Raw genomic sequence first — 21,511 nt, forward strand, 5'->3', positions numbered from 1 at the left:
CTTGCCGGCGGTGACGGCCGGCGGGTGCGAAAGACCCGTCAGGCCGATTCCAGGCCGCACCAATCGGCGATGAACAGTGCCGTGGCCTTCGTGACGCGGCGCATGCTTTCCAGGTCCACCCGTTCGTTGAAACCGTGGATCGCCTCGGCATGCGGGCCATAGACGAGCGCCGGAGTATCGGCATAGAGGCCGAAGAAACGGGCGTCGGTGGTGGCCGTGATCGCCGCACGGTCGAGAGCCTCACCCGTGACGGTGGCATGGGCCGATTCCAGCGCGCCGATGACAGCCTTCGTCGTGTCGCGGCGGTCGTCGCCCAGCGCATACCCTTCCGCATGGAAGCCGTGATAAACGACCTGCGGCAGGTTCTTGCGCAGGAAGGCGTTTTCGCCGGCCGCCTCGTTCAGCGTGGCCTCGATCTCCTCCTTCGCCGTGGCGATGTCCTGGCCCGGAAACAGGCCGATGCGCACATCGAACACGCACCAGGCGGGCACGGAACTAGCCCAGTCGCCGCCCTCGATGCGGCCAACGTTCAGATTGAGCGGATGGTGGACGTGCTCATAGGCCGCGTGGCGGTGGTTGCCCATGTTCCAGCGGTCCTGCAAGCGATGCAGCGCGCCGATCAGCGGCACCGCGGCCTCGATGGCATTGGCCCCGCTGCCCGCATAGGCGACATGGGCGGGCAGGCCCTTGAGATGGACCTGAAACCAGATGACGCCGACCTGCGCGGTCACGAGCTTTTCGCTGAAGGGTTCGGGGATCAGCGCCGCATCGGCCCGGTAGCCGCGCTGTAGGCAGGCCAGCGCGCCATTGCCCGTGCATTCTTCCTCGACCACCGACTGGTAGAAGACATCGCCCGCCGGCGCCAGGCCGCAGGCCTTCAGTGCATCGAGGGCGAACAGGTTGGAGGCGAGGCCCGCCTTCATGTCGCCCGCGCCGCGGCCAACCATCCAGCCGTCCTCGACGCGCGGTTCGTAGGGCGGGGTCTCCCACATGTCGAGCGGGCCTTCGGGAACGACGTCGACATGGCCGTTGAGGATCAGCGACCGGCCACGGCCCGTCGCCGCGCGATGGGTGGCGACGACATTCACCGCATCCTCGTAATTGCCGATCACCGGCGAAAAGCCCGGCAGATGGCGAATGTCGTTCACGTCGATGGTCCAGCGGTCCACCGACAGGCCCCGTTCGGCCAGTTGGTCGGCCATGAAGTCCTGCGCGCCCTGCTCGCGGCCGCGGGTGGAGGGAAAGCGCGTCAGATCGGCCAGAAAATCGACCTGCGCACCAAAGCGCGCATCCACTGCATCCAGTATCGCCCTCTTCTGCCTCTCATCCATGGCCGCTTCCTCTCCTAGAATCGCGGAATTTCGCCGTCGGGGACGGTCAGCGGCGCGCCGGTGGCCGCGCGCACCGCCGGGATATCGGTTTCGCGCGCCAGTTCGCGCAACACGAAACCGTCCGGCGTGACGTCGATGACGGCCAGTTCGGTGAAGATGCGGTTCACGCAAGCGCTCGCCGTCAGCGGCAGCGTGCAGCGTTCGACGAGCTTCGGGTTTCCGGCACGGTCGGAATGGGTGGTCAGCACGACGACGCGGCGCGCCTTCTGTGCCAGCTCGATGCCGCCGCCAACGCCGGGCGAGAACTGGCCGGGGATTTTCCAGTTGGCCAGATCGCCGGTCTGCGACACCTGAAAGGCGCCCAACATGGTCAGGTCCAGCCGGCCGCTGCGCACCAGGGCGAAGGATACCGCACTGTCGAAAAAGGCGCTGCCCGGCACGGTGGAGACATAGGCGCCGCCGGCGTCGATCAGGTTGCGGTCCGCCTTGTCGGGGCCCAGCGCCGGACCGATGCCCGACAGGCCGTTTTCGGTGTGAAGGCAATAGGGAAAACTGCCCGGCAGATGATCGACCACCTTCGTCGGCAGGCCGATGCCGAGATTGACGACCATGCCCGGCGCCACTTCCCGCGCCGCACGGGCCAGCATTCTAACCCTGGCGTCGGACAACGTCATACTCCATGCTCAGCGTTTCAAGGACGACAAGACGGTCGACGAAGGGTCCGGGCGTGTGGACGTCATCCGGCGCAATGCTGCCCAACGCCACGACAGCCTCGGTTTCGGCAATCACCAGATCGGCGGCCATGGCCATGACCGGGCTGAAATTGCGCGCCGTGGCGGCATATTCGAGATTGCCGAAGGTGTCGGCGCGGGCGGCATGAACGAGTGCCACATCGGCGCGCAGCGCGGTTTCCAGCAGAACCGTTTCGCCCTCCAGTTCCAGCGCCCGCTTGCCGCGCGCCAGTTCGGTGTCGATGCCGATATCGGTGAGGAAGCCCTTCAGCCCCGCCCCGCCGGCGCGGATGCGCTCGGCCAGGATGCCTTGCGGACAGAATTCCACCTCCAGTTCACCGGCATTCATCATGGCGATGGCGCGCGGATTGAGCCCGATATGCGAGGTTATCAGCTTGCGCACCTGCCCGTTGGCGAGAAGATGATCGACACCCAGATGCTTTTCATTGGCATCGTTCTTGATGATGGTGAGATCGCGCGTGCCCTGGCGGACAAGCTCGCGGATCAGCGTGAAGGGCGTGCCCGGCACGCCGAAGCCGCCGACCATGACGGTCGCCCCGTCCGAAATGGCGGCGACGGCATCGGTGATGGCCGTGGTCTTGTCGGGAAGGCTCATGCGTGCCTCCCGGCCATGGCCTTGAAGGCTTCGCCAGTGACGGACATCGGCCTGTCGCCGTGCAGGGCAAAACCCAGCCGCTCGTAGAAGCGCATGGCCGCACTGTTGCTGTCATGCACGGTCAGTTGCAGGAAGGCCGCGCCCCATTGCGCAGCGCCAAAGCTGGCGGCGGCGTGCAGGAGGCGTTCACCGAGGCGCCGGGATCGTTCCGCCGGCGCGACCCAGAGATCCTGGACATAGACGCCGGCAGCGGCCCGGTGGGTGGAGTAGTAACGCAGGAACAGGGCAAGGCCGAGGGGTTCGGCTTCACGCACCGCGAGCAGGCAAGTGAACGCCGCGTCCGGGCCGAAACCGTCGCGCCGGACGGTCTGCGGCGTCGAGAAACACCGCCCGCTCTCGCCCAGTTCGTCAGCCAGCGCGGCAAGCATGCCCGCAATCGCCTCTGCATCGCCCGGTGCGCCGGGGCGAATATGCAGGCCGTCCGTCATGCCGCGCGGTCCCATTCCAGGCCGGCCTCTTCGGCGAAGCGTTCGAGCGAGGCGACAAGCAGCGCCATCAACTCGTCGATCTGCTCCGCCGTGATGATGAGCGGCGGGCAGACGAGAAAGTGATCGCCCTCGACACCGCCGCGCGTGCGGCGCGAATAGATGATGAGGCCGTTTTCATAGGCGATCTCGACCAGCCGGTTATAGGCGTTCAGCCCGGCGGGCAGCGGTGTCATGGTTTCGCGGTCGCTGACCAGTTCAAAGGCCAGCAGCAGCCCCTTGCCGCGCACATCGCCGATGAAGGGGAAGCGGTCCATCAGACCTTGCAAACGTCCCTTGAGCAGGTCGCCCATGCGGGCCGCGTTGTCCACCAGGCCCTCGCGCTCGATCTCGTCGAGCACGGCCAGCCCCGCCGCGCAGGCCAGCGGATTGCCGGCATAGGTGAAGCCGTGCAGGAAGCCGCCGGCATCGAGAATGTCCTCGACGATGTCAGTGCGCGCCACCATGGCCCCGAGCGGCGCATAGCCGGCGGCAAAGCCCTTCGACAGCGCCACGATATCCGGCTTGATGCCCCAGTGTTCGGCGGCGATGAACCTGCCGGTGCGCCCGGCGCCGGTCATCACCTCGTCATAGATCAGCAGGATGCCGAATTCATCGCAGATCTCGCGGATGCGCGCATAATAGCTGTCGGGGGCCACCAGCGCGCCCGTCGATGCGCCACCAACCGGCTCCATGATGAAGGCAAGCACGGTTTCGGGCCCCTGCGCGATGATTTCCTCGCGCAGCATGTCGGCATATTTCAGGCCGCGCGCCTCGTCGGTGAGGTTGTCGCGGTCGAGATAGCAGGTCGGCGCGGCAATCTTCGGCATGGCCTGCATCATGGGCGCGAATGGCAGGGCCAGCGGATCGTAGCCGGTGAGCGCCAGCGCGCCCAGCGTGCAGCCGTGATAGGAGGGAAAGCGCGAGATCACCTTCCATCGGCTGGCCTCGCCTTTCGTGAGCGCATATTGGCGGGCCAGCTTGACGCAGCTTTCCACCGCCTCCGATCCGCCGGAAACGAAGAAGACGCGGTCCATGCCTTCGGGCATGAGGGAGGCGGTCTTCGTGGCCAGTTTCTCCGAAGCCTCGGTGCGGAAGTGCAGACGGTAGCCGAAGGTCGCCTTGTCCATCTGCGCCTTCATGGCTTCCAGCACACGGCGGTTGGAATGGCCGATATTGGAGACCATGGCGCCCGACGACCCGTCGATATAGCGCTTGCCATGCTCGTCATAGAGATAGATGCCCTCGCCACGGTCGAGGAATGGCCGCGGCTGGCGCGACTGGTAGAAAAGGTTGGACATCGCCTGTCAGCTCCTGACGCCCTCTAGATGTTTACGCAAGAAATTCCGGGTCCGCTCGCTTTCCGGATTGCGGAAGATGACGCTTGGCGGCCCCTCCTCCACCACCACGCCCTGATCCATGAAGAGGACGCGGTCGCAGACGGATTCGGCAAAACCCATTTCATGGGTGACGATGATCATGGTCATGTGCTCGCTGGCAAGCTTCTTCATGACCAGGTTGACCTCTTCGACCAGTTCCGGGTCGAGCGCCGAGGTGGCCTCGTCGAACAGCATGACCTTGGGCTTCATGGCCAGCGCGCGGGCGATGGCGACGCGCTGCTTCTGGCCGCCGGACAGTTGCGACGGCATGAAGTCGATGCGGTCGAACATGCCGACGCGGTCGAGCTGTTCCTCGGCCAGCTTGTTGGCCTCAGCCTCCGAGAGACCCTTGAGCAGCTTCGGCGCCAGCGTGATGTTGCCACGCACGGAGAGGTGGGGAAACAGGTTGAAATGCTGGAACACCATGCCGATGTCCTGGCGCACCTGATTGATGTGCTTTTCATACTGGCGGTGCGGCAGCTTCTTGTTGACCTGGGTTCCCTCCAGCCAGACCTCGCCGCCGGTCAGCGGGTCGAGGTCGTTGATGGCGCGCAGGAAGGTGCTCTTGCCCGAACCCGACGGCCCGATGATGGCGACGATCTCGCCACGGTCCACCTTGAGGCTGATATCCTTGATGACCTCCAGCGTGCCATAGCTCTTGCGGGCGTGGCGGACCTCAAGGAAGGATTGTTGTTCGTTCATGCCTGGCCTCCCTTACCGCGACAACGCGATGCGCCGCTCGATCTTCCGCAGCACGTATTCCATGCCCAGATTGATGATGTAGTAGACGACCGCCGCCACGAGGTAGAACTCGAACGGGCGGTAGGTGCGGCCGATGGCCAATTGCGCCGACAGCGTCAGTTCGGAGACGCCGATGACCGAGACCAGCGCGGAATCCTTCAGAAGCGCGATCATGTTGTTGCCGATGGGCGGGATCACGTCGCGCACGGCCTGCGGAATCACCACCTTGCGCAGCGCCTGCCCGTGGCTCAGCCCCAATGTGCGCGCGGCCTCCATCTGCCCCTTGTCGACGGCCACGATGGCGGTCTGGATCAGTTCGGAATTGTAGACGGCGAAATGCAGGCCAAGGCCGATCACCCCGGCCACGAAGGCCGGCAGGTCGATGCCGATCTGCACAAGGCCGAAATAGATGAGGAAGAGCTGGAGCAGCAGCGGGGTGCCCATGAACACCCATTCGAAGGCGCGGAACGGCAAGCGTATGGCGACCGGGGCGTAGAGGGCGATGACGGCGAAGAAAATGCCGCCGAAGAAGCTGAGCAGTGCTGCGCAGACCGTGATGGCCACTGTCCAAAGCCCGCCCAGAAGGATGACGTCCATGAAGCGGGGAACAACCGAGAAATCAAGCCCCATGCCGCCCTCCCCCGATACTGGCTGCGCGCGTCATGCGATCCTCGCTTTCCGGTCGGCCCAGGCGACGGCGCGGCCGGTCGCATAGATGATGACCATGTAGAGGGCGCCCGACAGCATGAACATCTCGAACGGCTTGTAGGTGGAGCCGATATAGCGTTGCGCGGTATAGGTCAGTTCCACCACGGAAATGGCGGCCACCAGTGCCGTGCCCTTGATGAGCGCGTTGATGTTGACACCAAGCGGCCGGATCATCAGGCGGGCGGCCTGCGGCAGGATCACCCGCGTCATGGTCTGGTACCGGCTCATGCCCAGGGTGCGGGCGGCTTCCGTCTGGCCGCGGTCGATGGCGATGATGGCGCCGCGAATGGTCTCGGTCATGTAGGCGCCGATATTGACGCCAAGGCCGATGACCCCGGCCTCGAAGGCATCGAGCTGGATGCCGATCTGCGGGCCGCCGAAATAGAGCAGGAAGAGCTGGATCAGCGCCGGGGTGCCGCGAATGAGGCTGACATAGGCGGCACCCAGGAAGCGGAAGAAGGCCAGGCGTGACAGCCGCGCGGCTGCGCCCAGCGCGCCACAGGCCAGCCCGAGGATCGTGGTCAGAACCGACAGTTCAATGGTGATCCACGCCGCCTTGAGAAAGAACGGATAGACCTTGAGCATCAATTCGGTATCCATGAAGCCTCGCCCTCCCCGTTTTGCCCACCGGCCCGTTCAGTGGTGATCCTTGCGTTCCAGGATCGGCAGGGCCCGGATCTCGCGCACCAGCGCCGTGGTTTCCTCGATGGCCGCGGCCAGGAACTTTCCGCCCGTTTCGGCATCGGCAACCGTGGGATCGCCCATCGTGCCATCGGGCGAAACTTCCGACCACCAGCGCATCAGCATGGCCTTGCCGCCGCCCTTGGCGAGATCGAGATTGAAGAAGCGGCTGTGCGGATTGTGCAGATTCTGCTCCGCCGCCTTCTGCGGATAGACGTCATCGGGGTGCAGGTGCATGTACATGGCCGCCTCGAACTCGCCGGCATGGGCGATGCCGCCGATGGCGGACTTGCGATGTTCGTTGATCCGGTCGGCGCAGAGGTTCCAGTAGGAGGCCGAGACGCAGATGATTCCGGTCTCGATCACCGTCTTGCGGGCGGCCAGATCCAGCACGGGATGGTTCGAGCCGTGCGAATTGAGAAGCAGGATGCGCCGGAAGCCGTGATGGGCCAGCGATTTCGTCACATCGGTAACGAAGGCAATGAGCGTCTCCGGCTGGATCCAGATGACGCCGGGAAAATCCTTGTGGTGTTCGTTGAAACCGTACGCGATCGGCGGCATGACGAAGACGTCTTCCGGCGCGGCTTCCGCCACCCCGTTGGCCACGGCCATGCCCAGCACCGTGTCGGTGTCGAGCGGCATGTGCGGCCCATGGTCCTCCGTCGCCGACACATTGAGGATGACGACGCGATCCTTGTCAGCGTCGCGAACCTCTTCCCAGGTCAGCTTTCCGTATGCGGTTTTCATGAACGGCCCTTCGTCAGGAAACGGAACGCCCGCCGGCAAAAGCCGGCAGGCGCGTCTGGCGGGTTCAGCGGATATCGCCGCCGACCCATTCCTCGGCGATTTCGAGATAGGTGCCGTCTTCCATCATGGAATCGAGCGCCTTCTGCATGGCTTCCTTGAGTTCCGGATTGCCCTGGCGGATGGCGATGCCGGCGCCGATGACGTCGGTCTCCAGGTCATCGAGCATCCTGAATTCGTAGCCGTTCTTCTTCATGGCCAGGATGGCGGCGATGGAATCGTTGACGATCACGTCGACGCGGCCGTTCTGAAGCTCCAGAAGCAGTTCCGGCAGGCCCTTGTAGGTGCGCACCGTGTAGCCCTGGTTGCGCGCCCATTCCTCGTGGGTTTCACCCAGTGTAACGCCCACGGTCACGTCGCCGAGCTGCGAAACGCTGGTGATGCCGGAATCGGGCTTGGTGAAGACCGCGCGCTTGGTCGTGTAATACGGACCGACGAAATCGACGACCTTGGCGCGCTCTTCCGTGATCGACATGGAGCCGACGATGGCGTCGTACTTGTTGGCGAGAAGACCGCCGATGATGCCGTCCCAGGCCGTGGTGACGATTTCCGTCTCAAGGCCCATTCGCCTGGCGATTTCGGTCCCGATGGCCGGGTCGAAGCCGACCACTTCATTCTGCTCATTGACGAAGTTGAAGGGCGGGTAGGCGCCGCTCATGGCAATGCGGATCGTGCCCTTTTCCTTGAGGGCTTCCAGCTCGTCGGCGAAACCGGCGCCCTGGGTGGCGAACAGGGCCGCAGCGGCGAAACCCGCGGCAGCGGCCGTCTTTACGAATGTTCTGCGTGTGGTCATGTCATGCTCTCCCTGTCTGGCTCTTCAGCGTAGCCGTGCCGGCAGTCCGGTTCCCTGGACAGCCGCAGCCGCGCGCCGACGCAAACGCTTGCATGGGGAAGATCATCATGCAAATAGATATACAGAATTGTGATTATAGATTGAGGCAATGCTCAAGCCCTACGAACAGCGCTTTCCGTGGAATCTGGACTGGAACCTGCTTCGCACCTTCATGGTGGTGGTGGAGCAGGAGAGCATTTCGCGGGCGGCCGATTTCCTCGGATTGAAGCAGCCGACCATTTCCAGCGCGCTCAAGCGGCTGGAGGAGACGACCGGACACCGGCTCGTGGAGCGCAAGCCCAACCGCTTCCGCGTGACCCGCGCCGGGCAGCTTCTCTATTCGGAGGCCGCCTCCATCTTCGGGGCGGTATCTCAGCTTCCCGCGCTTCTGAATGCCGGGGAAGAGGAACTGACCGGCCATGTGAGCATCGTGATGGCAAGCCACGTGGTATCCTGGCACCTGGACGACCTGCTGGAGCGCTTTGCCCGGCGCCATGCCAAGGTGACCTTCTCCATGGTGGTTGCAGAGAGCGCGGAGGTGGTGGCCCGCATTCGCCAGAACAGGGCCAGTTTCGGCATCTGCCTGATGAACGCGGTGCCCAAGGGCATCGAGGCGCGGGTGCTTTTCCGGGAGTATTTCGGCCTCTATTGCGGGCCGCACCACCGCTTGTTCGACAAGCGGGACATTGCGCTTGACGAGCTGCGCGGCGAAGCGTCCGTGTCCTTCCAGACCGAGATCGAGGGCGGCCCGCTGGATTCGGTTGCACGGCTGCGTGAGCGGGCCAACCTGGCGCCGGGCCTGCGCGGCGTTTCCTCCAATCTCACTGAAGTGCGCCGGATGATCATCGCCAATATCGGCATTGGCGCGCTGCCCACCCATGTGGCGGAGCGGGACGTGCGCGCCGGCCTGCTCAGGCAATTGCCGCCGCATTCGTCGCTGCCATCGGTCGACATCCACCTCATCACCAATCCGAGGCGCAAGTTCGCGCCGCCGGAATCGATGATGCTTTCCATGTTCGAGGCGCTTCTGGAGCAGGAACCCCTGGCAGCGCGCACCTATCGCGGGTGACGCTGGCGGCAAGGTGCGGTCGCCGTCAGGTCAGAGGGCCAGACTATATTTTGCGGGTTGCCGCCTTCAGGGCTTGTGCCGGCATACCGGCACCCATATCCTGACCGCGGCTCCGCTCCGTTTCCGGTAGCGGCTTTTCAAAGGCCCTGTGGCGCATGCCGTCGCATCAAGCGGTTTTGCCGGACACCCTCCAAAATCCGGCCCTTCCCATCCGCATCGTCAATCCCGTCACCATTTCGGGGCTGTTGCGGTCACCCTGTTCTTCGCCACGGAGGCGGTGGCCGGGGCCTTCGCCATGGTCTGGGCGCTGAGCGGCCTGATGCATCTTGCGCCGGCGCTGACGCTCACCCTTTACGCCCTCGCCTTGCCGGGTGCGTTTGCCACCACGGCGAAAGTGGCCATGCTGGCCTGGGCAGCGGAAACCGACCCGGTGAACAATCTTCCGGCCGGGCACGTTCAACCGGCGACAGCCGGATTCGACGCGAGCAAGGACTCACATCATGCTGACTGAATGGTTTTTCGTGGGCGCAGGCCTGGTGCTGCTGTTTGCCGGTGGCGAAGCACTGGTGCGTGGCGCGGTCGGCCTGTCGCGCCGCTTCGGCGTTTCGGAACTGGTGATCGGCCTGACCATTGTCGGCTTCGGCACCTCGATGCCGGAACTGCTGGTTTCGCTTGACGCAGCGCTGGGCGGCGAGAGCGACATCGCGCTTGGCAATGTCATCGGTTCCAACACGGCCAACGTCCTGCTGATTGTCGGCCATTCGACGCTGGTCGCCCCGATCGCTGCCTGGGACAAGGCGGTGCGGCGTGAAGCCATGGTGATGGCCGGCGCGGCCCTGGTGATGCTGGCCGTCGGCTTCACGGGCGTGGTGTCCGCCATGACGGGCCTTGTGATGCTGGCGCTGCTCGCTGCGTTTCTGTTCGCCGCCTTCCGCTCTTCCGGCGGCCAGGGCAGCGCCGGTGACCATCAGCCCGAATCGCGCTCCGTCGCCTTGCTGCTGCTCATCACGCTCTGCGGACTGGCGGCCCTTTTCGGCGGCGCACGCCTGCTCGTCGATGGCGCGACGGCGATCGCCACGGCGCTCGGCGTTTCACAGGCGGTGATCGGCCTGACCATCGTGGCGGTGGGCACCAGCCTGCCGGAACTGGCCACCTCGCTGGTGGCCGCGATCCGGGGCAATTCCGCCGTGTCTCTCGGCAATATCGTCGGCTCCAACATCTTCAACATCTTCGGAATCCTTGGCATCACGGCCCTCGTCACACCCGTTCCCGTTTCCGGAATGATGCAGCGGTTCGACATTCCGGTGATGGTGGCGGCATCGCTGCTGCTGCTGGTCATCCTGCGGTTTGCAACACGGATTCCGCGGCTGGGCGGCCTTGCCATGCTGGCCGGTTATGGCGCCTATACCGCCATGCTGTTCGCCAGATGAAGGCAGGTGCGGGAGGCGCGCTGCGGCGGCCTCCCGCGCATATTCCGGCAGGGAGCGCGTTCAGCGCCCTGTCACCGTGAGACAATGGCGGGGATTTCAGCCGCCCTGGCCTTCAAGTCCCGCTTGACGATCTTTCCATTGGCGTTGCGCGGCAGCGGATCTGTCGTCAGCGTGTAGCTTTCGGGGCATTGATAGTCCGACAATTGCCCGGCGCAATGGGCCCGCAACGCCTCCTCCGTCACGCTGTCCGGCCGGATCGAAACGACCGCATGGACGCGTTCGCCCAGGATCGGGCATGGCTTGGGCACGACAGCGGCCTCGACAACACCGGGCACGGCCGCCAGCGCGCTTTCCACCTGTGCGGTGTAGATCTTGTAGCCGCCGCGATTGATCATGTCCTTCTTGCGGTCGAAGACGCTGACATAGCCTTCGGCATCGACGGAACCGATATCGCCCGATTTCCAGAATCCGGCGACGAATTCACGCGCATCGGCTTGCGGATTCTGCCAATAGCCCGGCACGACCATGGCCCCCCGGATCCACAATTCGCCGGCCTCACCGGGCGGGACTTCGCGGCCATCGTCGTCCATGACACAGATTTCGACACCGGGCGCCGGCAGGCCGACGGACAACCGCCGCGCCGCAATCCCGTCCGATGGCATCATCGTGGCCGGCGATGTGGTCTCGGTCGCGCCATAGATGTTCATCAGGCCGAGCCCCGGCAAGGCCTCCGCCAACCGCTCGATGGTGGCAGCGGGCATGGGCGCGCCTCCGAACCCGCCAATGCGCCAGGCAGAGAGATCATAGTCCGACAGGTCGGCCTGGTGCAGGCACAGGTTATACATGGCCGGCACCATGACCGAGAAGGTCATGCGTTCGCGCGCGGCCAGTTCGAGAACGCGCGTTGCCTTGAACGCGCGCATGGAGATGACCGTGCCGCCCGCACGGATCATGGCATGAATGCAGGCGACCAGCCCGGTCACATGGCTCATCGGCACGGTGACGATGGTGCTGTCGTGCGGGCCGAGCCGCATTTCGCGCATGTAGCTGGTGGCCGAATGCACGATACCGAGGCCCGTCAGCATCGCCCCTTTCGGCACACCCGTTGTCCCCGACGTGTAAAGGATGGTGGCCAGATCGTCCTCGCCGGCCGGCGACGGGCCGGCATGGGGCGCAGCCGCGCGCAGCGCATCATAGGCCTCGAAACCGGCGGCGGCGCCGACCGAGACGCGGCAGGAGAGATCCGGCGTGTCGGAGACCGGCGGCACGATGTCCGCCCATTGCGCCTCGGTGACCAGAAGGCGGGCCTGCGAATTGACCAGGGCGAAACGGATACCCGGCATCTGTTCGCGTATGCTCAGCGGCACGGTAACCGCCCCAAGGCGCGCCACCGCGAAGGTCAGCACGACGAAAGGGGCGCCATTGCCCATCAACAGCGCGACACGGTCGCCCGCGCCCACACCGCGTGCCGCCAGCCCGGCGGCGATGCGGCCGACCTCGTCGTCGAGCGCACGATAGGTGAACCGGTGGCTGCCATCGGCAAGCGCCAGACCGTCCGGGTTCAGCGCCACCGACCTGGCCAGCATCGCATCCAGGTTGGCAGGCCGGTCAGGATAGCAGGAAACCACACGGTCCGCATAGTGCCTCTCCCTGCGCAGGCCGGGATCGCTCGTCATTTCCTTCATCCTTCCTCGCCGCGTGCCCCTGACAGAAGCGCCTGTCGCGACCGGCTGTCAATCGCGATAGGGAGGTACGAAATGCGCAAGGTTCTTGCCCAGTTCCGCCTTGGCCCGCTTCAGTTCCTCGCGCGCGATCACCTTGAGATGAACCTCGTCCGGACCGTCGAGGAAGCGCATGGCGCGTCCCCAGGTCCACAGATAGCTCAGCGGCGTGTCGGGCGTGATGCCGGCAGCGCCGAAAACCTGTATGGCGCGGTCCACCACCTGGGTCTGCAGGCGCGCAGCCATGACCTTGATGGCAGAGACGTCCACCCGTGCGGCCCGCGCGCCATCGCGGTCCATCTTCCATGCGGTCTGGAGCATCAGCAGGCGCGCGGCATCGATCTCGATGCGCGACTGGGCGATCCAGTCCTGGATATTGGCATTGTCGGCCAGCGCCTTGCCGAAGGTGCGACGCTCCAGCCCGCGCTCGCACATCAGTTCCAGCGCCAGTTCGCACTGCCCGATGGTGCGCATGCAATGATGGATACGCCCCGGGCCGAGCCGCGCCTGGGCCAGCATGAAGCCGTCGCCCTCATTGGCGAGGATCGCGTCGACCGGCACCGCACGTCGCGCATCACGATCTCGCAATGCCCTTCGGGCGCATGGTGATGCATGATCGGGACATCGCGCACGACCTTGAAGCCGGGCGTGTCCATCGGCACCAGAATGAAGGAATGCTTGCGGTGACGGTCGGCTTCGGGCGAGGGATCGGACACGCCGAAAACGATGGCGAGGTTGGCATTGGGATGCTTTGCCCCGGTCGAGAACCACTTGCGGCCGTTGATGACGTATTCATCGCCCTCGCGGCGGATCGTGGTGGACAGGTTCGTCAGGTCGGACGACGCCGTGTCCGGCTCGGTCAGCCCGACGACCGAGCGCAATTCGCCGCGCAGCAGCGGATCGAGATACTTCTCCTTTTGCGCCGGCGTGCCGAACTGCATCAGGATTTCCATGTTGCCGGTGTCGGGCGCGTTGCAGTTGAAGACCTCCGGGCTCCAGGGCACGCGTCCCATTTCCTCGGCCAGTGGCGCATAGTCCAGGTTGGTCAGGCGGGTACCGGGATGATGGTCTTCCAGTTCCGGTGAAAACATGTTCCACAAGCCGGCCTCGAAAGCCTTGGCCTTCAGCGGCTCGATCACCTCGGTGGGGTAGGCGCCGCCATGGGCGATCTCGTGGTAGCGCCGGTTGGCGGGCAGGACATGGTCCTCCATGAAGGCCTTCAGCTCGGCCAGCATCTGCTTGCTTTTCGCGGAATATTCGAAATCCATCACCGCCTCCTTCAGGGCGTCCAGCTTCACGGACGGTCACGGCGCGCCGGCCCGGCTGCGGGCGCGAGCCATACCACGTCCTTATTGTCCGACACTAACCGATAATGAGCCGCCCGCATGCGGTCAATAGCCTTGGCTTCACCCACCGCGCACCGGCGCCACAAACTTCCACATTACACCGCAAAATTAACACCTTGTTCGACAGATTCTTCCGAGGCCTGCACCGATTTCCTTGCCGGCCGCTTTCACGCCAATGCCCGGACTGTCGCGGGAAATGACGTGTCATGCTGCACCGCAGCGTCCGATATACGGCGTTGACAGGCCCGAAAAATTGGTCTCATCTCGTCCAATGTCCGACCATAAAGCGAAGATTTGCCGTGCAATCGCGCCAATGCACAGACAGAAAGATCAACCTTTCCTGCCGCCGGCCCTCCCGTGGCCCGGCCCGTGATGACACCGCATGAGCCAGACGCCGAAACCCGTCCATGCAAGCTATGCCTACCAGCAGATCGCCGAGGAGATCGAGGCGCGGATCCTGCGTGGCGAACTCAAGCCCGGAGACCAGTTGCCCGGCGAGAGCGAACTGGGCGCCATGTTCGGCGTCACCCGCTCCACGGTGCGGGAGGGCTTGCGGCAGCTTGAGAGCGACGGCCTTGTCCACCGGCCCTCGCCGCGCCGGCTTGAAGTCACGGTTCCACAGGCAGACCAGCTGACCACGCGGGCGGGCCGCGCCATGGCGCTGATGAAGGTGACGTTCCGCGAACTGACGGAAGTGACCATGGTCACCGAGCCGCTGGCGGCGCGCATGGCGGCCGAGCGCGCCACGGCAGACGAGATCGAGATGTTGCAGCAATTGCATGCCGAACTGGTGGCCGCCGAAGGCCAGATGGGACGGACGATCGAACTGGACGAGCAGTTTCATACCCGCATCGCCGACATGGGCCGCAACCGCGTGCTCGGGCTGGCGCGCGAACCCATCGCGCTCCTGCTTTTTCGCGGCTTTGCGCAGATCGCGCCCTTCGCGCCGAAATTCTACAAGCGGCAGATCGAGGCCCATTCGAACATCATCGCCGCCATGCGCGACCGTGACTCCGCGCGGGCGGAGAAATGGGCGCGCATGCATATCGAGGATTTCTGGCGTGGCGCACAGATCGCCGGACTGGAAGACGCGATCGCGCTGAACCCGCGCGCGCTGTCCTGAGGCCGAACGAGGAAACACGATGCCCCACACAACGATCTCGACCGACATTGCCGATGGCGTCATGACCGTGACGCTGAACCGGCCGGACCGCCTGAACGCGTTCACCAGCACGATGCTGGAGGAAATGCTGTCGGTCCTGGACGAGATTGACGGCGACGACGGGGTGCGCGCCGTGATCGTGACGGGTGCCGGCCGCGGCTTCTGTGCCGGCGTCGATCTGGAGGATCCAGACGCCTTCACCGCGGCGCGTGTCGATCCGGCATCGACCGCAAGCGATGTCTGGGACGATCCGGCCATACGCGACATGGGCGGTGTTCTGGCGCTGCGCCTGTTCAACTGCCTGAAGCCGCTGATCGCGGCGGTGAACGGCCCGGCGGTCGGCATCGGTGCGACGATGCAATTGCCGATGGACATCCGCCTCGCCTCGCAGAACGCGCGCTTCGGCTTTGTCTTCGCGCGGCGCGGCATCGTGCCGGAAGCGGCCTCGTCCTGGTTTCTTCCGCGCCTTGTGGGCATGTCGCAGGCGCTGGAATGGAGCTATACCGGCAGGGTCTTCGACGCGCAGGAGGCAAAGGCCGGCGGGCTCGTGCGTTCGGTTCACGCGCCGGACGACCTGCTCGGCGCCGCCCATGCGCTTGCCCGCGAGATTGCCGACAACACGGCGCCCGTCTCGATTGCCCTGACACGTCAGATGATGTGGCGGATGGCCGGGGCGGATCATCCGATGCAGGCCCACCGCATCGACAGCCGCGCCATCGTGGCGCGCAGTTCGTCGGGCGATGCCGCGGAGGGCGTTTCCAGTTTTCTTGAAAAGCGCCGGCCGGTCTTTCCCGACCGGGTATCGACCGGCATGCCGGGTTTCTTTCCCTGGTGGAACGAGCCGGGCTGGCACGAAGGAGGAGAGAGATGAGCGACCACATCCTGACCGAGCGCAACGGCGCGGTCACGACATTGCGCCTGAACGATCCGGCCACGATGAACGCCATGACGGCGCAGATGGCGCAGGATCTGCACGCCGCGCTGAAGGCCGAGACGGCGCGGGGCGCGCGCGCCATCATCCTTGCCGGCAGCGAACGGGCGTTTTCCACCGGCGCCAACCTGAAGGCCGCGATGCCCCCGGACCCGGCGGGATTCGACGTCGGCGAGACGCTGGAGCAGGACTACAATCCGCTGATGCTGACCATCCGCGATCTGCCGGTGCCGCTGATCTCGGCGGTGCGCGGCGCCACGGCCGGCGTGGGCGCTTCGCTGGCCCTGGCCTGCGACATCATCGTGGCGGGCCGCGGCGCCTATTTCCTGGAAGCGTTCGCACGCATCGGCCTGGTGCCCGACGGTGGCGCGACCTGGCTGCTCACCCGCGCCGTAGGCCGGGTACGGGCCATGGAAATGATGCTGCTGGCCGAGAAGATCCCCGCGCCGCAGGCCTTTGACTGGGGCCTGGTGACGCGGCTGGTTGACGATGGCGCGGTGGAGGAAACGGCACAAGCCATGGCGCAGAAGCTGGCCGAAGGGCCGGGCCACAGCCATGCCCTGATCCGCAAGGCTGCGTGGAGCGCGGCCGACAGCGACTTCGCAACGGCACTGGCGACCGAACGGCAATTGCAGAAGCAGGCCGGAGAGACACCCGATTTCGCGGAAGGCCTGGCGGCGTTTCATGAGAAGCGTCCCGCACGGTTTCGCAAATGATCCATCCGGCGCCTGAAGGCCGGAGGGGAGACGCATGCCCTGTCATTCCTGGCAGGGATTGAACGCAACGACATGGTTCACGGGAGGAAAACGACCATGAGAAAGACAGTGAAAGCCCTTCTTGCGGGTGCGTCCATGCTGGCAGCGGCAGGCGCCGCGCAGGCCGCGGAACTGAGCTTTGCCGGCGGCTGGCCGCCCAATTCGGCGCCCACTGCCAAGCTGGAGGACTTCGCCAAGGCGGTAGAGGAATACAGCGGCGGCGACGTGACGGTGAAGGTGTACCCGCTTTCGCTTCTCAGCTTCGCGGAAGCCAATGCGGGCGTGCGCGACGGCATTGCCGACATGACAGCCAACCTGATGGCCTATTTCCCGGCGGAATACTCCAATTTCAACATGCTGGCAGAATTCTCCGAACTGGTGGAACTGGAGGAATTTTCCAGCGAACTGAGCAGCATCGCCTTCACCGGCGCGATCACCGAATACGTGATGAACGATTGCCCGGCCTGCGAGAAGGAGATCGAGGCGCAGAACCAGGTCTATCTGGGCTCGGCCTCGACGACGTCCTATGTGCTGCAATGCGTGGTGCCGCTCAATTCGACCGACGATCTCAAGGGCAAGCGCATCCGCGCAGCCGGCGCCTACTGGGCGCGCTGGGCGGAATCGGTGGGTGCCGTTCCGGTCTCCATGTCGATCAACGAAACCCTTGAGGGCCTCAACCAGGGCGTTGTTGACTGCACGGCTTCCAATACTGCCGACTTCGTCAACTTCGGCTTCATCGACGTGGTGAAATACGTCTATCTCGGCCTGCCGGGTGCGCAGTTCAACGTGCCGATCACGATGAACCGGGATAGCTGGAACGATCTTTCCGACGATTCCAAGACGGCGATGCTGCGCGCCAATGCCAAGCTCATCGCCGACATTGCCTGGGTCTATATCGAGGAAGCCCGCGCCGGACGCGAGCGCGCGCCGGGCCTCGGCATCGAATACGGGGCGGCAGCCGATGAACTGGTGGCGATGAACCGCGCCTTCATCGCCAAGGACAAGGAAGCCATCGCGGCCATCTACAAGGAGCGATTCGGAATCGAGACGGGTGGCGCGGCGGCCGATGCGCTGTCCGAACTGCTTGGCAAGTGGAGCGCCCTGACCAAGGACATCTCCAGCCCCGAGCAACTGGCCGAACTCTACTGGAACGAGATCCACTCGAAGATCGACGTCGCCAGCTACGGCAAGTAACGTCTTTCGGGCATGACATCAGGCCGGGTGCCGCATGACTGGCGGCGCCCGGCTCCCGTGTCGAATGGAGGCTTTTCATGTTCATGATCGGCAGGGCGCTGTCCTTCCTCGCCAAATCATCATCCATGATCGGGGCGATCTGCGTGGCCCTGATGATGCTGCACGTCACCGCCGATGTCGCCGGGCGGTACCTGTTCAACGCGCCGCTGCCCGGAACGACGGTGGTTGTTGCAAACTACTACATGATCATCGTGGTGTTCATCGCCCTTGGCGTGGCGGAGGAGAAGCGCGCGCATATCTCCGTGGAATTCCTCACGGACATGATGCCGGCGCGGGTGCGCAACGGCTTCTCGATATTTTCCGGCATTCTGACGGTGGCGGTGATCGCGGCGGTGATGATGGGCGGATGGTCGGAGGCGCTCAAGAAGACAAAGGCAGGCGCCTCGATGGAACAGGGCTCGCAAATGATCGAGATCTGGCAAAGCTACTGGCTCATTCCCCTGGGCGCCGGGCTCATGGCGCTGATCGCGGCCTATCGCGTGATCACGACCGTCACCGGCTGGCGCAACGGCCTGAAAGAAACCGACATCGACGCGAAGTTCATCAATGACTGATGTTGAAATCGGCCTTGCCGGCCTTGCCATCCTTGTCGCCCTGATCGCTGTGCGCGTGCCCATCGGCATTGCGCTCATCGGCGTCTCCTTCGGCGGGCTCTGGGTCCTCATGGGCCCACGCGTCGCATGGGGAGCGATGAGCATCATCCCCTACAAGTTCACATCGAGCTGGATTCTCAGTTCCATACCGATGTTCCTGTTCCTGGGCTTCATCAGCTATCACACGCAATTGACGCGGGGCATGTTCAACGCCGCGCGCATCTGGCTGGCGAGCCTGCCCGGCGGATTGGCGATCGCGTCCATCTTCGGCTCCGCCGGTTTCGCCGCCGTGTCGGGTTCGTCCATTGCCTGCTCGGCAGCCATGGGGCGCATCGCCATACCGGAGATGATGAAGCACAAGTACCATGCCGAGCTGGCCACCGGCACCGTGGCGGTCGCGGGCACGATCGGCGCGCTTATACCGCCATCCATCATTCTCATCCTCTATGGCGTGATCGCGCAGATCTCCATTTCCGCCCTGTTCCTGGGCGGCGTGGTGGCGGGGCTGCTCACGGCGCTGGGCTACATCATCGTCGTTCTGGTCCGGGTCTGGCTGAACCCGGATCTCGCGCCGGAGCGCGACCCCAGCGTGACGATGCGCGAAAAGCTGCTGGCGCTGCGCGAGACATGGCCGATCCTCCTGATCATGCTCGGCATTTTCGGCGGGTTGTTCGGCGGCGTATTCACCCCGACAGAGGCCGGCGCGGTTGGCGCATCACTGGCCTGCCTCGTTGCCATCGTCAGCGGACAGATGACGCTCGACCGGTTTTTCCTGGCTGCACGCGAGACGCTGATGACGACGGCGGCGCTGCTGATCATCGCCATCGGCGCAAGCCTCCTGACACGGTTCCTGGCCCTGTCGGGTGCGGGCGACTTTCTCTCGTCGGGCATTCTCTCGATCGCCTCCAGTCCGGTCCTGCTGATGGTCGGCATCGTCTGCGTCTACCTGCTGATGGGCATGTTCCTGGAACCGATCGGCGCCATGCTGCTGACGCTGCCCATCATCCTGCCGGTGGTCGATGCCTCCGGCTGGAGCTTGCTGTGGTTCGGTGTCGTGCTCACGAAGCTGCTCGAAATCGGCATGATCACCCCGCCCATCGGCATGAACGTGTTCGTCATCAAGAGCGTGGTGGGCGACCTGGTGACGACATCAGCCATCTTCAGGGGCGTGACATGGTTCATCGTGATGGACCTCGTGCTGGTGGCCATTCTTTGCGCCTTCCCCGAACTCGTGCTCACGCTGCCGGAACTGCTCGGATGAGAAACGATCCGCGCCGCCCGGCTGGCAGTGCCCAAGAAACGACAAGAGGTACACGATGCAGACCGACAATCATCTGAAACGCGCGCGCAGCCAGCAACTCGGCGACCTTTTGCGCCGGTCGGCCGCCCGCTATCCGGACAAGACAGCGCTCGTCTTCCGGGATCACACGGACACGTTCCGCGAACTGGACGCGGCGGTCAACCGCGCGGCCCATGCGCTGGAGGAACGCGGCATCGCCAAGGGCGACCGGGTGGCTCTGTTCACCCATAACAACCGCGCATTCGTGGTGCTGCGTTTCGCTCTGGCGCGCCTCGGCGCCATCACCACGCCGATCAATTTCATGCTCAATGCGCATGACGTGGCCTATATCCTGAACCATTCCGGCGCGCGCATGATGATCGCGGAGGACGGTTTGTGCGCGGTGGCCGATGCGGCGCTCAATGAAGCCGGCACGGACATGCCGCGTTTCGTCATCCCGCATGGCGGCGTGGAAGCGCCAGAGGGCTGGGAGCCGGTTTCCACCCTGCTCGACCACACCGACGATACGGAGGTCTGGCGGGATGTCGGCGCCGACGATCCGATCCAGATGATGTATACCAGCGGCACGGAATCGCGGCCCAAGGGCGCGCTGCTTACCTCCGCCGCCCTCTATGCCCAATATGTCAGTTGCATCGTGGACGGCGAGATGACGGCGGACGCCGTCTCGCTGCATTGCCTGCCGCTGTTCCACTGCGCGCAGCTGGACTGTTTCCTGAGCCCCGATCTCTATCTCGGCGTTTCCTCCATCCTGCATGACAAGGCCGATCCGGCGGAGATGCTGGCGGCGGTCGAAGCCCACGGGGTGACCAAACTTTTCTGTCCGCCGACGATCTGGATCGCGCTGCTCCGCCATCCCGATTTCGACACGCGCGACCTCAGCAGCCTTCAGGCCGGCTATTACGGCGCCTCGATCATGCCGACCGCGGTCATCGAGGAACTGTCGCGCCGGCTGCCGCAGATGCGCCTGTTCAACTTCTACGGCCAGACCGAGATGGCGCCGGTCGCCACGATCCTGAAGCCGCAGGACCAGATGCGCAAGCTGGGCTCGGCCGGCCGGCCCTCCCTCAACGTGGAAACCATCGTGGTGGACGATGACGACCGGCCCGTTCCGGCCGGGGTTGTGGGCGAGATCGTGCATCGCAGCCCTCACCTCATCTCGGAATATTACAACGATCCGGAAAAGACGGCGGAGGCCTTCCGCAATGGCTGGTTCCACAGCGGGGATCTCGGCCGGTTCGACGAGGACGGCTATCTCTATGTCGTCGACCGCAAGAAGGACATGATCAAGACCGGTGGCGAGAATGTCGCCAGCCGGGAGGTGGAGGAAGCGATCTTCCAGCACCCGGACGTGGCGGAAGTGGCCGTCTTCGGCGTTCCCCATCCCAAGTGGATCGAGGCGGTGGTGGCGGTGGTCATTCCGAAGGCCGGTGCCACGCTCACGGCCGAGGCGATGATGGCCTATTGCCGCGATACGCTGTCCGGCTTCAAGGCGCCCAAGCATGTCGAGATCGCGGCGCAATTGCCGAAGAACGCCAGCGGCAAGATCCTCAAGCGGGATCTGCGCCAGCACTACCAGGACGTTTTCGCCGGAGCATGAGGCTGC

Annotated in this window: 23 protein-coding genes; 10 read left to right on the forward strand and 13 right to left on the reverse strand. The window is 64.6% G+C overall.

What is annotated here, in order from left to right; genetic code table 11:
* Positions 1 to 38 precede the first annotated feature (38 nt).
* The 10 genes from R3D65_RS04310 to R3D65_RS04355 all read right to left on the reverse strand — a co-directional run bounded on the left by R3D65_RS04310 (position 39) and on the right by R3D65_RS04355 (position 8,308).
* Positions 39 to 1,331, reverse strand: coding sequence for an ArgE/DapE family deacylase (locus tag R3D65_RS04310; RefSeq protein ID WP_371274003.1), 1,293 nt, complete (start codon positions 1,329 to 1,331; stop codon positions 39 to 41).
* Positions 1,332 to 1,345: 14 nt separating this feature from the next.
* Entirely contained in the window at positions 1,346 to 2,005 is a 660-nt protein-coding gene (locus tag R3D65_RS04315) for a 3-oxoacid CoA-transferase subunit B (protein ID WP_371274004.1), read from the reverse strand.
* Positions 1,980 to 2,678 (reverse strand): CoA transferase subunit A, encoded by a 699-nt coding sequence (locus R3D65_RS04320; RefSeq protein WP_371274005.1) that lies wholly within the window; start codon positions 2,676 to 2,678, stop codon positions 1,980 to 1,982. Before R3D65_RS04320 ends, R3D65_RS04315 begins: the two co-directional genes overlap by 26 nt.
* Complete coding sequence (locus tag R3D65_RS04325) at positions 2,675 to 3,166, reverse strand: N-acetyltransferase family protein (protein WP_371274006.1); 492 nt, start codon at positions 3,164 to 3,166, stop codon at positions 2,675 to 2,677. The genes R3D65_RS04320 and R3D65_RS04325 overlap by 4 nt, the downstream gene beginning before the upstream one ends.
* The gene (locus R3D65_RS04330; protein WP_371274007.1) at positions 3,163 to 4,503 is read right to left on the reverse strand and encodes an aspartate aminotransferase family protein; all 1,341 of its coding nucleotides are present in this window, start codon (positions 4,501 to 4,503) and stop codon (positions 3,163 to 3,165) included. The genes R3D65_RS04325 and R3D65_RS04330 overlap by 4 nt, the downstream gene beginning before the upstream one ends.
* A gap of 6 nt (positions 4,504 to 4,509) precedes the next feature.
* Positions 4,510 to 5,283: an amino acid ABC transporter ATP-binding protein gene (locus tag R3D65_RS04335; RefSeq protein WP_371274008.1), complete on the reverse strand. Its 774-nt coding sequence runs from the start codon at positions 5,281 to 5,283 to the stop codon at positions 4,510 to 4,512.
* Positions 5,284 to 5,295: 12 nt separating this feature from the next.
* On the reverse strand, positions 5,296 to 5,952 hold the full coding sequence (locus R3D65_RS04340) for an amino acid ABC transporter permease (RefSeq protein WP_371274009.1): 657 nt from the start codon (positions 5,950 to 5,952) through the stop codon (positions 5,296 to 5,298).
* Between the two features lie 30 nt (positions 5,953 to 5,982).
* Positions 5,983 to 6,630 carry an amino acid ABC transporter permease gene (locus tag R3D65_RS04345; protein ID WP_371274010.1) on the reverse strand — a complete coding sequence of 216 codons (648 nt, stop codon included), beginning with the start codon at positions 6,628 to 6,630 and terminating at the stop codon, positions 5,983 to 5,985.
* A gap of 36 nt (positions 6,631 to 6,666) precedes the next feature.
* Entirely contained in the window at positions 6,667 to 7,458 is a 792-nt protein-coding gene (locus R3D65_RS04350; RefSeq protein WP_371274011.1) for a creatininase family protein, read from the reverse strand.
* A 64-nt stretch (positions 7,459 to 7,522) separates the two neighbouring features.
* Complete coding sequence (locus R3D65_RS04355) at positions 7,523 to 8,308, reverse strand: transporter substrate-binding domain-containing protein (RefSeq protein ID WP_371274012.1); 786 nt, start codon at positions 8,306 to 8,308, stop codon at positions 7,523 to 7,525.
* A gap of 148 nt (positions 8,309 to 8,456) precedes the next feature.
* Here R3D65_RS04355 and R3D65_RS04360 point away from each other — a divergent pair, with 148 nt between their 5' ends.
* The 3 genes from R3D65_RS04360 (at position 8,457) to R3D65_RS04370 (ending at position 10,846) form a co-directional block, all read left to right on the forward strand.
* A complete protein-coding gene (locus tag R3D65_RS04360; protein WP_371274013.1) occupies positions 8,457 to 9,416 on the forward strand; it encodes a LysR family transcriptional regulator in 960 nt (319 codons plus the stop codon).
* A 148-nt stretch (positions 9,417 to 9,564) separates the two neighbouring features.
* Positions 9,565 to 9,927 (forward strand): hypothetical protein, encoded by a 363-nt coding sequence (locus R3D65_RS04365; RefSeq protein ID WP_371274014.1) that lies wholly within the window; start codon positions 9,565 to 9,567, stop codon positions 9,925 to 9,927.
* The gene (locus R3D65_RS04370) at positions 9,917 to 10,846 is read left to right on the forward strand and encodes a calcium/sodium antiporter (RefSeq protein WP_371274015.1); all 930 of its coding nucleotides are present in this window, start codon (positions 9,917 to 9,919) and stop codon (positions 10,844 to 10,846) included. The genes R3D65_RS04365 and R3D65_RS04370 overlap by 11 nt, the downstream gene beginning before the upstream one ends.
* Positions 10,847 to 10,917: 71 nt before the next feature.
* On the opposite strand, the gene R3D65_RS04375 is transcribed toward R3D65_RS04370, so the two are convergent.
* From R3D65_RS04375 to R3D65_RS04385, 3 genes are read right to left on the reverse strand one after another with little or no spacing between them, the layout of a single operon-like run.
* On the reverse strand, positions 10,918 to 12,522 hold the full coding sequence (locus R3D65_RS04375) for a class I adenylate-forming enzyme family protein (protein ID WP_371274016.1): 1,605 nt from the start codon (positions 12,520 to 12,522) through the stop codon (positions 10,918 to 10,920).
* Between the two features lie 57 nt (positions 12,523 to 12,579).
* Positions 12,580 to 13,041, reverse strand: coding sequence for an acyl-CoA dehydrogenase family protein (locus R3D65_RS04380; protein WP_371274017.1), 462 nt, complete (start codon positions 13,039 to 13,041; stop codon positions 12,580 to 12,582).
* Positions 13,002 to 13,865, reverse strand: a complete 864-nt coding sequence (locus tag R3D65_RS04385) for an acyl-CoA dehydrogenase family protein (protein ID WP_371274018.1) — start codon at positions 13,863 to 13,865, stop codon at positions 13,002 to 13,004. Before R3D65_RS04385 ends, R3D65_RS04380 begins: the two co-directional genes overlap by 40 nt.
* Before the next feature lie 430 nt (positions 13,866 to 14,295).
* Here R3D65_RS04385 and R3D65_RS04390 point away from each other — a divergent pair, with 430 nt between their 5' ends.
* The 7 genes from R3D65_RS04390 (at position 14,296) to R3D65_RS04420 (ending at position 21,505) form a co-directional block, all read left to right on the forward strand.
* Complete coding sequence (locus tag R3D65_RS04390; protein WP_371274019.1) at positions 14,296 to 15,036, forward strand: FadR/GntR family transcriptional regulator; 741 nt, start codon at positions 14,296 to 14,298, stop codon at positions 15,034 to 15,036.
* A gap of 19 nt (positions 15,037 to 15,055) precedes the next feature.
* Positions 15,056 to 15,946 carry a crotonase/enoyl-CoA hydratase family protein gene (locus R3D65_RS04395; RefSeq protein WP_371274020.1) on the forward strand — a complete coding sequence of 297 codons (891 nt, stop codon included), beginning with the start codon at positions 15,056 to 15,058 and terminating at the stop codon, positions 15,944 to 15,946.
* Positions 15,943 to 16,722 (forward strand): enoyl-CoA hydratase-related protein, encoded by a 780-nt coding sequence (locus R3D65_RS04400; protein WP_371274021.1) that lies wholly within the window; start codon positions 15,943 to 15,945, stop codon positions 16,720 to 16,722. The genes R3D65_RS04395 and R3D65_RS04400 overlap by 4 nt, the downstream gene beginning before the upstream one ends.
* Positions 16,723 to 16,818: 96 nt before the next feature.
* Positions 16,819 to 17,955 carry a C4-dicarboxylate TRAP transporter substrate-binding protein gene (locus tag R3D65_RS04405; protein ID WP_371274022.1) on the forward strand — a complete coding sequence of 379 codons (1,137 nt, stop codon included), beginning with the start codon at positions 16,819 to 16,821 and terminating at the stop codon, positions 17,953 to 17,955.
* A gap of 77 nt (positions 17,956 to 18,032) precedes the next feature.
* Positions 18,033 to 18,569, forward strand: coding sequence for a TRAP transporter small permease (locus R3D65_RS04410; RefSeq protein ID WP_371274023.1), 537 nt, complete (start codon positions 18,033 to 18,035; stop codon positions 18,567 to 18,569).
* Positions 18,562 to 19,869, forward strand: coding sequence for a TRAP transporter large permease (locus R3D65_RS04415; RefSeq protein ID WP_371274024.1), 1,308 nt, complete (start codon positions 18,562 to 18,564; stop codon positions 19,867 to 19,869). The genes R3D65_RS04410 and R3D65_RS04415 overlap by 8 nt, the downstream gene beginning before the upstream one ends.
* Positions 19,870 to 19,924: 55 nt before the next feature.
* Positions 19,925 to 21,505 carry an acyl-CoA synthetase gene (locus tag R3D65_RS04420; RefSeq protein WP_371274025.1) on the forward strand — a complete coding sequence of 527 codons (1,581 nt, stop codon included), beginning with the start codon at positions 19,925 to 19,927 and terminating at the stop codon, positions 21,503 to 21,505.
* Positions 21,506 to 21,511 lie beyond the last annotated feature (6 nt).

Origin of the sequence: Zhengella sp., assembly GCF_041397485.1 — a bacterium.
In the GTDB taxonomy this organism is placed as follows: domain Bacteria; phylum Pseudomonadota; class Alphaproteobacteria; order Rhizobiales; family Rhizobiaceae; genus Zhengella.